The sequence below is a fragment of the Thermoanaerobaculia bacterium genome, assembly GCA_035260525.1.
In the GTDB taxonomy this organism is placed as follows: Bacteria; Acidobacteriota; Thermoanaerobaculia; order UBA5066; family DATFVB01; genus DATFVB01.
Genome location: DATFVB010000329.1, coordinates 1 through 13,331, shown reverse-complemented (window position 1 = coordinate 13,331; position 13,331 = coordinate 1). Strand labels below are relative to the sequence as shown.

General features: G+C 70.1%; 9 protein-coding genes and 2 pseudogenes. 6 read left to right on the top strand and 5 right to left on the bottom strand.

Annotated features, from left to right (window positions below; genetic code table 11):
• The 5 genes and pseudogenes from VKH46_15690 to hrcA form a co-directional block, all read right to left on the bottom strand.
• Positions 1-341: hypothetical protein (locus VKH46_15690; GenBank protein HKB72281.1), on the bottom strand; the 341-nt coding region annotated here is incomplete at its 3' end.
• 30 nt (positions 342-371) lie between these two features.
• Positions 372-1,457: a molecular chaperone DnaJ gene (gene dnaJ / locus VKH46_15685; protein HKB72280.1), complete on the bottom strand. Its 1,086-nt coding sequence runs from the start codon at positions 1,455-1,457 to the stop codon at positions 372-374.
• A 32-nt stretch (positions 1,458-1,489) separates the two neighbouring features.
• Positions 1,490-3,277 (bottom strand): annotated as a pseudogene (dnaK, locus tag VKH46_15680) (molecular chaperone DnaK).
• 5 nt (positions 3,278-3,282) lie between these two features.
• The gene (grpE, locus tag VKH46_15675) at positions 3,283-3,894 is read right to left on the bottom strand and encodes a nucleotide exchange factor GrpE (GenBank protein HKB72279.1); all 612 of its coding nucleotides are present in this window, start codon (positions 3,892-3,894) and stop codon (positions 3,283-3,285) included.
• Complete coding sequence (gene hrcA, locus VKH46_15670) at positions 3,878-4,963, bottom strand: heat-inducible transcriptional repressor HrcA (protein HKB72278.1); 1,086 nt, start codon at positions 4,961-4,963, stop codon at positions 3,878-3,880. Before hrcA ends, grpE begins: the two co-directional genes overlap by 17 nt.
• Before the next feature lie 40 nt (positions 4,964-5,003).
• Between hrcA and VKH46_15665 the strand changes: the two genes are divergently transcribed.
• The 6 genes and pseudogenes from VKH46_15665 to VKH46_15640 form a co-directional block, all read left to right on the top strand.
• Complete coding sequence (locus VKH46_15665; protein ID HKB72277.1) at positions 5,004-5,786, top strand: DUF2520 domain-containing protein; 783 nt, start codon at positions 5,004-5,006, stop codon at positions 5,784-5,786.
• A gap of 91 nt (positions 5,787-5,877) precedes the next feature.
• Positions 5,878-6,459: pseudogene (locus tag VKH46_15660) on the top strand (GTPase domain-containing protein).
• A gap of 810 nt (positions 6,460-7,269) precedes the next feature.
• A complete protein-coding gene (locus VKH46_15655) occupies positions 7,270-8,895 on the top strand; it encodes a LysM peptidoglycan-binding domain-containing protein (protein ID HKB72276.1) in 1,626 nt (541 codons plus the stop codon).
• A 387-nt stretch (positions 8,896-9,282) separates the two neighbouring features.
• A complete protein-coding gene (locus VKH46_15650; protein ID HKB72275.1) occupies positions 9,283-10,821 on the top strand; it encodes a YifB family Mg chelatase-like AAA ATPase in 1,539 nt (512 codons plus the stop codon).
• A gap of 155 nt (positions 10,822-10,976) precedes the next feature.
• Positions 10,977-11,834, top strand: a complete 858-nt coding sequence (locus tag VKH46_15645; protein HKB72274.1) for a M23 family metallopeptidase — start codon at positions 10,977-10,979, stop codon at positions 11,832-11,834.
• A 576-nt stretch (positions 11,835-12,410) separates the two neighbouring features.
• Positions 12,411-13,331: preprotein translocase subunit SecA (locus VKH46_15640; GenBank protein HKB72273.1), on the top strand; the 921-nt coding region annotated here is incomplete at its 3' end.

The window sequence follows — 13,331 nt, the reverse complement described above, 5'->3', positions numbered from 1 at the left end:
GCCGGGATCCAGAGCATGGCCTCTCCTTCCGCTCCGCCGTCCGGCTCCCCCCTCGGATCGATCCGGAAGCGGCCCACGGAGAACGGCGAGAGGGAAGCGCGATGCGAGGCGAACGGATCGGGGGCAACGACGTCTTCCTCGAGACGCGATTCGATCCCGTCGCGGCGCAGGAGGTCGCGCGCGAGACGCGCCGCATCGGAATCGGGAAACGCCGCGAGGAACGCATTCTCGGGCGGGCCCGTCTCCCATCCGCCGAGCGCGCCGGCGCGATAGAGCGCGGCCCACGCGCGTTCCTGGTCGTCGGGGGAAAGCCGGAGACGCGCGTACGGCCGGCCGCTCAACGGGCGGGAGACCGCCGCCGTCGACGCGGGTCAGCCCTCAAAGATTTTCTTCACCCGGGCGAAGCTGCTCTTCTTGGACGGCGGCGCCCCGATCAGCCGGGCGTAGCTCTCGAGAAGCTCGCGCTCCTCCTTCGAAGGCGACCGGGGAACCTTCACGGAGAGCCGGACGATCTGGTCGCCGCGCCCGGAGGCGGCGAGACGGACGACGCCCTTTCGGCGCAGGCGAATCTCGGCGTTGGCCGGCGTCCCGGGAGCGATCGTGATCCGGTCCTCCCCCTCGAGCGTGGGAACCTCGATCTCCGCGCCGAGCACGAACACCGGGTACGGGAGCTCCATGTCGAGGATCACATCGTCCCCTTCGCGGTGGAAGAGCTCGTGCTCGGCGACGTTCAGGATCACGTAGAGGTCGCCGGGCACTCCCCCGCGCGGCGCGGCATTCCCCTCGCTCGCCAGCCGCAGCCGGGTCCCGCTCTCGACGCCTCCGGGGATCCGCACCGTCAGGGTCCGCTGCGCCGCGCGCCGTCCTTCGCCGCGGCAGCCGGGGCACGGCTTCTCGATCCGCGTCCCCTCACCGTGGCACGACGGGCACGTGCGCGCCATCGTGAAGAACCCCTGCGAGAACCGCACCTGGCCGCGCCCGCGGCACGTCGGGCAGGACACCGGCCGGCTTCCTTTCTCGGCGCCCGAGCCGCCGCACTCCTCGCACCGTTCGAAGCGGTCGACCGTGACCGTCTGCTCCGTGCCGAACGCGGCCTGCTCGAACGTGATCTCGAGGCGGGCGACGAGGTCCTCGCCGCCCGGGGACGCCGCGCGGCCGAACCCGCCGCCGAAGAACTGCCCGAAGAGATCCGCGAAGTCCCCGAACACCGAGGGATCGAATCCCGCCGCGCCGCCGCGCACCCCCTCGTGGCCGAAGCGGTCGTAGCGCTGCCGCTTGTCGGAGTCCGACAGCACCGCGTAGGCCTCGGACGCCTCCTTGAACTTCTCGGCCGCGTCGGGGTCCCCCGCGTTCTTGTCCGGATGGAACTGGATCGCGAGCTTCCGGTAGGCCGACTTCAACTCCGCCGCGCCGGCGTCGCGGCCGACTCCCAGGATCTCGTAGTAGTCGCGCTTCATGCCGCGGGCGAGGTGGGGTTGCGCTTGAGCATCGCCTGCGTCAGGATCTTCGAGATCCCCTGCATGTCGGCGAGCGCGTTCTCGACGTCCTTCTCGATCTCGGCCGCGCACGCCTGGTGGGCCCGCTTGAACGTCTCCTGCACGCGCTCGCGCTCGTCGGCGGTGAGGAGCTTTCCGAACTCGGAGAAGACGCGCTCGTTGGACGCGACGAGGCCTTCGAGCCGCGTGCGCGTCCGCCGAAGAGCTCGGCGCTGCTCGTCGGCGGCGTTGTTCTCCTCGGCCTCGCGGATGAGCTTCTCGATCTCCCGCGCGGAGAGTCCGCCCGCCGGCGTGATCTGGATCCCCTGCGCCTTCCCGGTCGCCTGGTCGCGCGCCGAGACGCTGACGATTCCGTTGGAATCGATCGCGAAGGTCACCTCGATCTGCGGGACCCCGCGCGGGGCCGCCGGAATCCCGATGAGATCGAAGCGCCCGAGGGACTTGTTGTCGCGCGCGAGGCCGCGCTCCCCCTGCAGGACGTGGATCTCCACGGCCGACTGGTTGTCGACGACCGTCGTGAAGATCTTCGAGTTCTTCGTCGGGATCGTGGCGTTCCTCTCGATCAGCTTCTCGAAGAGCCCCCCGTGGGTCTCGATGCCGAGCGACAGCGGCGTCACGTCGAGGAGCACGAGGTCCTTGATCTCTCCGCGAAGCACGCTCCCCTGGATCGCCGCGCCGACCGCGACGACCTCGTCCGGGTTGATGTCGCGGGAGGGCTCCTTGCCGAAGATCTCCGCGACCATCTGCTGGACTTTCGGGGTGCGGGTCTGGCCGCCCACCAGGATCACGGTGTCGATCTCCTGGGGGCGCAGGCCCGCAGCCGACAGGGCGTCGCGGCACGGACCCGCGGTCCGGTCGATCAAATCGGCGACGAGCCCCTCGAAGACGCTCCGCGTCAGCACCTTGTTGATGTGCTTCGGCCCGGTCGCGTCGGCGGAGATGAAGGGGAGGGTGATCGACGCCTCCGTCGACGTCGAGAGCTCGCACTTGGCCTTCTCCGCCGCCTCCTTGAGCCGCTGGAGCGCCATGCGGTCCTGCCGCAGGTCGATCGCCGTCGACTTCTCGAAGTCGTCGAGGAGCCAGTCCATGATCCGCTTGTCGAAGTCTTCGCCCCCGAGGTACGTGTCGCCCGCGGTCGACTTGACCTCGTAAATGCCGTCCCCGAGCTGGAGGATCGAGATGTCGAACGTGCCGCCCCCGAGGTCGTACACGGCGACGATCTCGCTGCCGCGGCGGTTGACGCCGTACGCGAGCGCCGCCGCCGTCGGCTCGTTGATGATCCGCTGGACTTCGAGCCCCGCCAGTCGGCCCGCGTCGCGCGTCGCCTGGCGCTGCGCGTCGTCGAAGTACGCCGGGACCGTGATGATCGCCTCGGTGATCTCCTCTCCGAGCGCCTCCTCGGCGAACTCGCGGATCTCGTTGAGCACGAACGCGCCGATCTCCTCCGGGCTGTAGTCGCGGCCCCGCACCCGGATCTTCACGTCGCCGTTGGCCGCCTCCGTGATCTCGTAGGGCAGCACCTCCCGGGCGCGCGCGACCTCCTCGGACCGGAACTTGCGGCCGATCAGCCGCTTCGTCGCGAAGATCGTGTTGACCGGATTGGTGATCGCCTGGCGTTTCGCGATCTGGCCGACGAGCCGCTCGCCGTCCTCCGTGAGGCCGACGACCGACGGCGTGGTGCGCGCCCCCTCGCGATTGGCGAGGACGACCGGCTGGGCGACCTCCAGGACCGCGGCGCAGGAGTTCGTCGTGCCGAGGTCGATGCCGATGATCTTCCCCAACCGGGCTATCCCTTCTCGTGCGGCGCCGTCGCGACCTTCACGAAGGCGGGCCGGAGCAGACGGTCGTTCAGGTAGTACCCCTTCTGAAGGACCGCGACGATCGAGTTCGGCTCGACGCCGGCGGTCTCCTCCCGCGCGACGGCCTCGTGGACGTTCGGGTCGAAGGCCCCCTCGGTCGGCACCTCGGTCAGGCCGCGCTTCTTCAGCGCCTCGGAGAACTGGCGGTAGATGAGCTCGATGCCCTGCCGGTATTCGTCGTCCCCCGCGGCCGGCGCGTGGCCGAGCGCCCGCTCGAAATTGTCGAGCACGGGAAGGAGGTCGCGGAAAAAATCGGCGAGCGCGAAACGGAAATACTCGGTCTTCTCGCGCTCGGTCCGCTTCTTGAAGTTCTCGAATTCGGCGAGCTTCCGGAGCTCGCGGTCGCGGAGCTCGGCGATCTCCTTGCGGGCCGCTTCGAGATCGCCGCCGGAGCGCGTCGAGGCGTTCTCCGCGCGGCGCGCCTCTTCCTCCTCCTCGGCGAGGATCTCCTCGAGCGTTTCGGACGGCGCTTCCACCATCACGACGTCTTCCTCCCCCGGGGGGGTCTCGGGAGACTCGTCGTCACGCCGGTCGTCCATGGGAAACATCCCCTCCTTCCGCCGACTCGTCCAGCTTTTCGGACAGAGCCTTCCCGAGGAATTCTACCAGCGGGACGATCCGCGGATAGGACATGCGCAGCGATCCCACGATTCCGAGGACGCCGGGCGGCCGGTTTTCCGCGCCGTAGCGGGTGACGACGGCCGAGATCGGCCTGCCCGCCGTGAGATGGCTCTCGGAGCCGATGACGATCCGCGGACCTTCCCCCTCGAGGCACTGGTCGAGGAGCTCGACCAGGTTCGCCTTCTCCTCGAACGCGCGGTACACCTTCTTCAAGCTCTCCGGCTCGGAGAACTCCGGCCGCTCGAGGAGGTGGCGGGTCCCCTCGGTGTAGATGTCGGCCGGCGCGGCCGGGGCGATCGCCCGCCGCGCGAGATCGAGCACCTCGAAGAGCGCATGGTCGAAGCGGGCGCGCTCTTCCTGCATCGCGAGCGTGACGCGGTTCCGGATCGCGACGAGCGTCGCGCCGCCGAACTCGGCGGTGAGGTAGGAGCCCGCCTTCTCGAGAGCCGCCGCATCGAGCCGGCCGCCCGTCTCGATCAGGCGCGTGAACACGAGGTCCCCGTCGCCGACCTGGATCGCGAGCGCTCTCTCGCGCCCGATCGGGACGAAACGGATCTCGCGGACCACGGATCGCCGCGCGTCGGGAGCCACGACGACGCCGACCTCGCCGGAAAGCCTCGAGAGGAGCCGGGACACCGCCGGGAAGAGGAGGTTCGGGTCGTGCCCGGCGCCCGAAAGGTCGACGGAGACGCGCTCGCGCTGCGTCGGGGTGAGATCCCGCGGCTTCATCAGCGAGCGCACGTAGTGCCGGTAGGCCTTGTCGGTCGGCACCCGGCCGGCGGAGGTGTGCGGCTGGTGGAGGTATCCGGCGTCGGTCAGGTCGGCCATGAGGTTGCGGAGCGTCGCCGCCGAGGCGTGGAATTTGCGCCGCTTGGCGAGCGAGCGCGAGGAGACCGGGCGGCCGGTCTCGGCGTGAATCCGGATGATCTCCTTCAGGACCTCGCGGGCCCTCTCGTCCAGCGGTTCGTTCGTCTCGCGCGTGGCCAAATCCCTGCTCCGATCGGTGTTAGATTCAAGAATAACCCAGATGCCCGTCCCGAAACGCTCTCCCGCGAATCTCCGGGTCGCGATCCGCGGCCGGGGCCGGGCCGGACGCGCCCTGGAGCGCGCGCTTCGCGAGGCGGGCATCCCCGTGTCCTGGATCCCCCGTTCGCGTCCGAGGCCCGCCGCGTACGACTTCGTCGTCCTGGCAGTGCCCGACGACGCGGTCGCGGCGGAGTCGGCCCGGCTGATCCGCGCCGGCATCCGCGCCCGCGCCGCGATGCATCTCTCCGGCGCACTCCCGGCCGCCGTCCTTCGCGGATGGAAGAGAACAGGCGCGGCGCTGGTTTCCTTCCACCCGCTCGGCTCGTTCTCGGGCGCGAGGACGGACACCGCCGGCGGCCGCGACGTCGCGGTCGAGGGAGACGCCGCCGGGATCGCCGCCGCCGAACGCCTCGCGCGGACGATCGGCGGCCGCCCCTGGCGGATCGCCGCGGCCGAAAAACCGCTCTACCACGCCGCGGCCACCGCCGCCGCCGGAGGGACCGCGACGATCGTGGCGCTCGCGGCCCTGGCAGCGCGGAGGGCGGGTATGCCCGCCGGCCGGGTGATCGCGGCGATGGCGCGGCTGTCGCGCGAGGCGGCGGAAAACGTGGCGGCGCGCGGGTTCCCGGCGGGCCTGACGGGCCCGCTCGCCCGCGGCGACGCGGGTACGCTGCGTCTCCACCGGCGGGCCCTCGCGCGCGACCCCCGTCTCGCCGAGGTGTACCGGGCGCTGGCAAAGGCGGCCGCGGAGAAGGCGGGTCGCGGCGGCCCCCCCCGAGGCTGACCGTTCGGCCGGCTTGGAGTTTCGGCCCGGGCTGATACAATGCAACGGCGTTCGTCGTCTATTTGACTGGTTATAGGGAGCACACGGCGAAATGGTTTTTTTCAACTACGCCACGATGCAGATGGCGGCGAAGGTCGTCTACTACGGCCCCGGACTCTGCGGAAAAACCACGAATCTCCACCACATCTACGGCAAGACCGCTCCCGGCTCGCGCGGCGAGATGATCTCCCTCGAGACGGAGACGGACCGGACCCTCTTCTTCGACCTGCTGCCGATCGACGTCGGCGTGATCGGCGGGTTCAAGACGCGGCTCCAGCTCTACACGGTCCCCGGCCAGGTCTTCTACAACACGACCCGCAAGCTCGTGCTCCGGGGCGTCGACGGCATCGTCTTCGTGGCCGACTCGCAGCGCGCGATGAAGGATGCCAACGTCGAGAGCTTCCAGAACATGGAGTCGAACCTCCAGGAGATCGGCCTCACGGCCTCCGAGATTCCCCTGGTCCTCCAGTTCAACAAGCGGGACCTCGCCAACGTCCTCTCCCTCGACGAGCTGCGGGCATCCCTCGACCCGAAGGTGCAATTCACGTTCGTCGAGGCCGTCGCCTTGCGCGGGGACGGCGTCTTCGAGACGCTGAAGGAGATCTCGAAGCTCACGCTGAAGGCCCTCAAAAAGAAGATGATGGGCGAGGAGAAGCCCTCGCGCGCGCTCGGGCGGACCGCGCCGCCCCCGCCGCCGGCCGCCGCGGCGGCGCCCGCCCCGCGGCCCGTGGCGGTGCCTCCCCCGCCTCCCGCCGAGGAGGCCAGGGTCTCGCTCTCCGACCTGCGCGCCGACGCCGAGGCTGCCGCTTCGGCGCTGGCCGAGCAGATCGACACCGACGGGCTCTTCGAGAACGCCGAGGCGATCGACGAGATGCCTGCCGGCGCCGCGGTCCCGCCGATCTCTTCGCAGTTTCTCTCCGACGTCCCGGAGGAGACGCTCGCCGAAGCGCAGGATTCGCCCCCGGTCCGCGCCGCCGCCGCTTCCGAGGACGCGGTGCAGGTCGAGTTCGAGCAGGCCTCCACGCCCCCGGGCGGCGATGTCGTCAAGCACGTCAAGGTTCGCTCCAACGTCGACATCCTGTCGGAGCTCGAGAAGCTCCGGAAGAACGCGACGTTGAAACCGATGCCGTCGGCGGCGCCCAAGCCTCGCTCCGGGAGCGGGAGCCTCTCGATCGACGACCTGCTCTCGACCGGCCTGAACCATCGGAAGGAAGTCCAGAAGCTCCTCGAGGTCGAAATGCGCAAGAAGGACCTCGGACGCGCGGAGCGCCTCGTGTTCTCGGTGCGGCTCGACGACGCCCGGAACAAGGCGATCGGCGAGGAGCGCCAATGGGAAATCGCGCTCTCCGACATGCACGACATCGAGAAGCTCCTCGTCTCCCTGAAGCTCCACGTCAGCGGAAAATGATTGACGGGGACGCTCCGGTCTGCTAGAAAAGTTACAATGTTGCCCTCCCGAAGTCTCTTTTTCGCCATTCCCGTGCTCACGGCGCTCCTCGTCGGCTGCTCCCAGGCGCCGCGGCCCCGGGCCGTCGTTCCCGTGGCGCCGCCCGCGCCGGCGGCGGAGCCCTCTCCGATCGCCCGATCGACGGAGCTCTTCTACTCGGGCAAGCAGGCCGCGCTGTCGGGCGACTTCGACTGCGCGGAAACTCAATTTCAGCTCGCGCTGAACGCCGTGATCCCTCCCGGGCAGGCGCGTCCGGCCGCGCCGGACCTCGAGGAATTCTCCGCGTCCCTCTACGACTCCATCCAGCGCTACGAGGCGATGGCGCCGTCCGCCGCGGACGCCGACGCGGCCGAGCCGCGCGGGCTCCCGGACGAGCTCCAGGGAGTCTCCGGGCAGACGTCGGACGCCGACCTGCGGCGGGCGCGCGAAGCCGTCAAGAGCGACGCCCGGGCCGGCACTTTCGACATCCCGATCACCGTCAACGACTCCGTCCTCGCGATCATCGCGAGCTTTTCGTCGCGCGAGAGCGTGCGTGAGCGGTTCTCGGAGGGGCTCGTCCGGGCCGGCCGCTACATGCCGATGATCCGCAACGTCTTTCGCAAGGCGGGGCTTCCCACCGATCTCGCTTACGTCGCGATGATCGAGTCGTCGTTCAAGACCCGCGCGCGCTCCCGCGCCAAGGCCCAGGGCGTCTGGCAGTTCATCGCCCCGACCGGACGCCGCTACGGCCTGCGGAGCACGCGGGTCGTCGACGAGCGGTCCGACCCCGTGAAGGCGACGGAGGCGGCCGCCGCGTACTTCCGCGACCTGTACGACCTCTTCGACGACTGGTACCTCGCGATGGCCGCCTACGACTGCGGCGAGGGAAGGGTCGCCCGCGCGATCGCCCGGACCGGCGTCGACAACTACTGGGAGCTCTGTCGAATCGGCGCGCTCCCCCGCGAGACTCGGCTCTACGTTCCGTCGGTCATCGCGGCCGCGCTCATCGACAAGAACCAGGAGCACTACGGGTTCCGGGTGGACCCGGAAGCTCCGGTCGAGTTCGAGACCGCCACGCTCGGCAAGCCCGTGGACCTTCGCCGGGTCGCGAAGGCGTGCGGCGTCGCGTACGACGAGCTCGCCGAGCTCAATCCGGAGCTCCGGACCTTCGTGACGCCGCGCGAGAGCACCGGGTACTCGCTCCGAGTCCCAAGAGGCCTCGCCCGCGCTGTCGAGCAGAAAGCGGAGGCGCTCCCCGAAGCGGCCGTGCCGGCGCTCCGCCGCCACCGCGTCCGGAAGGGGGAGACGCTGGCGCGCATCGCCCGCCGGTTCGGGGTCACCGCCTCGGCGCTCGCGGAGGCCAACGACCTCCCGCTCCGCGCGCGCCTGGCGCCGCGCCGGACGCTCGTGATCCCCGATCGCGAGCCGGGCGCGTACGTCGTCCGCGCCGGCCGCGAACGAGGAAGAACGGCGACGAACCGGGGAGTGTCGCGGACCGCCTATCGCGTCCGCAAGGGAGACACGCTCTTTTCGATCGCCACGCGCCACCACACGACCGTCGACAAGCTCCGCGAGTGGAACCGGCTGGACGACGGGAAAGCGATCCATCCCGGCGAACGTCTTTCGGTGGGCGGCACCCGGTAGCGTCCCGTCCCGGAAATAACTTCAGCGTCGCGCCTGCGGCTTGCGGACGAGGGCCAGACGCGCCGTGGGAGCAGATGCCGTTCGCATCGGGCCCGCGGCGCAACGCCGCCATCGTTCGCAATGTGCTGGCGCCCTTCGGGTTCGGGCGGCGCGGGGCAATCTGCGGCGCCGCCGCGACTCGACGATGGCAACGCATCGCCATCATCGCGGCGACTGGCAGCCTACCCCGCGGCGCTCCGAACGACGCGAAAGCTATTTCCGGGACGGGACACTAACTCCGGGGGGAAGCGCGCCCGTTTGAATCCGCCGCGCGGAAGCGGTATCCTCCGTTCCCGTCCTCATCCCGAACACGCGGCTCTTCCTCCGCCCTTCCCGGAGGAGCCGAACATGTTGTCTCGAGTCCACTCGGCGGCGATCGACGGCGCCGAAGCCCGCATCCTCGACGTCGAAGCCGACGTCTCCAGCGGCCTCCCCTCCTTCTCGATCGTCGGGCTCCCCGACGCCGCGGTGAAAGAGAGCCGGGACCGTGTCCGCGCCGCTTTGCGAAACTGCGGTTTCGATTTCCCGCCCCGCGCGGTGACGGTCAACCTCGCCCCGGCCGACTGGCGCAAGGAGGGTTCGGCCCTCGATCTCGCGGTCGCGGCCGCGCTCCTCTCGACGTCGGGCGTTCTTCCGGGCGGCGGCCCGCGCCGGGTCCTCGTCGGCGAGCTGGCGCTCGACGGCGCGCTCCGGCCGGTGCGCGGAGCGCTCGCGATCGCGGCGGCCGCGGCCGACCAGGGTTTCGAGGAAATCGTCCTCCCGCGCGAGAATGCCCGCGAGGCGGCGGTCATCGGCCGCGTCGCCTCCATCGGCGCCTCCTCGCTCCTGACGGCGATTGCGCACCTGCGCGGCGACGAGCCGATTCCCCGGGCTCCCGTCGATCCGGACGAGTTCGCCCCGGCGCGCTTCGCCGAGGACTTCGCCGACGTCGCGGGCCAGCCGGTCGCCCGCCGCGCGCTCGAGATCGCCGCGGCGGGGGGCCACAACATCCTCCTGTTCGGCCCCCCCGGCGCCGGCAAGACGATGCTGGCGCGCCGCCTGACGTCGATCCTTCCCCCGTGGAACCGGGACGAGGCGATCGAGGCGACTCGCGTCCACTCGATCACGGGGCTCCTTCCGGCCGGCCGCGGCCTCTTGCCCGAGCGCCCCTTCCGCTCGCCGCACCACAGCGTCTCGTACGCGGGGCTCGTCGGCGGGGGGTCGCATCCCCGCCCGGGCGAGGCGTCCCTCGCCCACCGCGGCGTGCTCTTCCTGGACGAGCTCCCCGAGTTCCGGCGCGACGCGCTCGAAGTCATCCGCCAGCCGCTCGAGGAAAAGCGCGTGACCATCGCCCGGGCCTGCGGCGCGAGCGTTTTTCCCGCCGATTTCCAGCTCGTCGCGGCGATGAATCCCTGCCCGTGCGGGTACCTCGGAGACCCGCGGCGGCCCTGCCGCTGCTCGAGGTACGAGATCGAGCGATACCGCTCGAAGCTTTCCGGTCCGCTTCTCGACCGGATCGACCTCCACGTCCGGGTTCCCGCGGTCCCGTTCCGCGATCTGGCGGCCGCGGGCACTTCGGAGGCATCGGCGGCGATCCGGACGCGCGTGGTCCGGGCGCGCGCCCGCGCCCGAAGCCGCTCCACGCGGCGGATCCCGATCTCCTGCAACGCCGCGATTCCCGGCTCTCTCATCCGGAAGACCGCCCGGCCGACCGAGGAGGCCCTGGCGATCCTCGAATTCGCCTCCCGGAAGATCGGCCTCTCCGCCCGCGCGATCCACCGGGCGCTCCGCGTCGGACTCACGATCGCCGACCTGGCGGGTGCGGAGCGTGTCGAAGCTCCCCACGCGGCGGAGGCCATCGGGTATCGGGGCCTCGACCGCGCGGTCGTGGACGGCCTGTCCGGATGACCGGGCAGCGGCGAGGCGCCGGGAGGAAAAGCGCGTAAGCCACTGATTCGAAACGGCGTCGCATCGTCGATTTCGGGTTGACTCGCTTGTTTCGGGAGATATACTGCCGGAACTTTCCCGGAAACCTCGGCTTCTCCCGGAGGTCAATCGCCACGATGGGACGGAAATACAACACGATCATTTTCGTGCCCCATGCGCGCGCGAAATTTCGAAAGCTGAGGGTCGCCTCCGTCCTCCTCTGGGCCGCCGGCGCCGCCCTCGGGCTCCTTCTCGCGGCGGCCGCCACTTTCACCACCCTCTATCTCGTGTCCGTGCGCCGGGACCGCCAGTATCGGGCCACCCTCCGCGAGAACGAACGGTTGAAGACCTCGGCCGAGAAGATGACGGCCCGGCTCGCCCAGCTCTCCCGCAAGCTCGACGACTTCGAGGAGCGCACCCGCAGGCTCGCGATCGTCGCGGGGCTGCCGGCGCTCGCCGATGGCGGCCGCGGCGGCGTGGGCGGGGCGCTCCCCGACGGGCAGGGCGGCGATTTCGATCTCCGGGAGCGGGGGCGCTCGCTCGACGAGCGCCTGATCGGGCTCGAGAAGAAGCTCGCGCAGCAGAACGCTCTCCTGTCGAACACACCGTCGATCGAGCCGGTGCCGGGCCTCATCACCTGCGGCTTCGGAGAACGGAGCGATCCCTTCACCGAGGAGCCGGCGTTCCACACCGGGATCGACATCTCGAGCCCCCGCGGTCATCCGATCGTCGCGTCGGCGGACGGCACCGTCGTCAAAGCCGGATGGGTGAACGGGTACGGCCGCTGTGTCGAGGTCGCCCACGGGCTGGGCCTGCGGACTCTCTACGGTCATCTCGACGAGATCCGCGTCTTCGAGGGACAGCGCGTCGCGCGCGGAGAAGCGATCGGCATCGTCGGGACGACCGGACGGTCCACCGGCCCGCACCTGCATTACGAGGTCAGGCTGGACAACAGACCCGTGAATCCTCTTCCTTACATCCTGGACGCCCGTTAGCAAGCGCGGACCATACATCGAGCCACACGGGACGCGAACGCCGGAAGCCGGCCTCGACGTACGCCTCTGGTACGCCTTCGGCCGGCTTCCGGCGCCCGCGCGCGTCTGGCTCGCGTCTGGCCGCGCTTTGTCCTATTTCCCCAACTGATCGCGGCTGACCCTTGGCGTCCGTTCCGGGTCGGAGAACCAGCGTCCCAGTTGCGACAACCCCACGGCGCGGCAAGGCGCGAGCCAACCGCCCCCAAAGTACGCCGCGCCCGCCGCCCGACCCCGACGAGCCCCCCTTCCCGCCCGTCTGACCGCGCCCCGCAATTCGGGGGCACCCGCGGAGCCAAACCCCGTCGCGGCTCACCGTGCCTTGACCTCAACCCGAACCATCTCGGCATGCCTCCCCACCCAAGGCGCGTTCAGGCGCGAGCGAGGCGGGATGCGGGCGGCCCGGCCCGCGGCCGCGGCGTACCGGGGCGTACGTTAAGGCCGCGGGCGGGCCGGACGCGCCCGCATCGCTCGATGCATGGACGCGCCGCTAACTGCGGTGGAATCTATTTGATAGGATCACAGTTTACCCGTAGATACATGCTCAATATCGAGAAGCTCTTCACCAAAATCACCGGGACGCAGGGCGAGCGCGACATCAAGCGCCTCCGCCCCCGGATCGACCGGATCAACGCGATGGAGCCGAAGATCGCCGCGATGTCCGACGACCAGATGCGCGACCGGATCGCCCGGTTCCGCGGCGAGGTCCGCGAGAAGCTCGGGGAGATGCCCACCAGCATCGAACGCGAAGTCCGCTTCGAGCGGCGGGCCCGGATCGACGAGGTCCTCGATCCGTACGCCGAGGAGACCTTCGCGCTCGTCCGTGAGGCCGCCCGGCGCACGCTCGGGCAGCGGCACTACGACGTTCAGCTGATCGGCGGCTTCGTCCTCCACGAAGGAAAGATCTCCGAGATGCGGACGGGCGAGGGAAAGACGCTCGTCGCGACCCTCCCCTCCGCGCTCAACGCCCTGACCGGCCGCGGCGTCCACGTCGTGACCGTCAACGACTACCTCGCCCGGCGCGACGCGGACTGGATGGGGCGCGTCCACCGCTTCCTCGGACTGACCGTGGGCTGCATCCAGAACTCGCTCTCGGACGCCGAGCGCCAGGTCGCGTACGGATGCGACATCACGTACGGCACGAACAACGAGTTCGGCTTCGATTATCTCCGCGACAACATGAAGTTCGACCTCGCGTCGATGGTGCAGCCCGGCTACAACTTCGCGATCGTCGACGAGGTCGACTCGATCTTGATCGACGAAGCGCGGACGCCGCTCATCATCTCGGGCCCCTCCGACGAATCGCCGGACCTCTACTACCGCGCCAACCGGGTCATTCCGCGGCTCACGAAGGGCACCGAGGAGCAGGACAAGGACGGCAAGAAGTACACGACCGGCGACTACGTCGTCGACGAGAAGACCCACACGGCCGTCCTGACCGAGGAGGGAGTGGAGAAGGCC

What these genes read in the sequence shown, in the direction of transcription:
- dnaJ (HKB72280.1), bottom strand. Translation starts at nt 1,457, where the DNA reads ATGAAGCGCGACTACTACGAGATCCTGGGAGTCGGCCGCGACGCCGGC.
- grpE (HKB72279.1), bottom strand. Translation starts at nt 3,894, where the DNA reads ATGGACGACCGGCGTGACGACGAGTCTCCCGAGACCCCCCCGGGGGAG.
- VKH46_15665 (HKB72277.1), top strand. Translation starts at nt 5,004, where the DNA reads ATGCCCGTCCCGAAACGCTCTCCCGCGAATCTCCGGGTCGCGATCCGC.
- VKH46_15655 (HKB72276.1), top strand. Translation starts at nt 7,270, where the DNA reads ATGTTGCCCTCCCGAAGTCTCTTTTTCGCCATTCCCGTGCTCACGGCG.
- VKH46_15650 (HKB72275.1), top strand. Translation starts at nt 9,283, where the DNA reads ATGTTGTCTCGAGTCCACTCGGCGGCGATCGACGGCGCCGAAGCCCGC.
- VKH46_15645 (HKB72274.1), top strand. Translation starts at nt 10,977, where the DNA reads ATGGGACGGAAATACAACACGATCATTTTCGTGCCCCATGCGCGCGCG.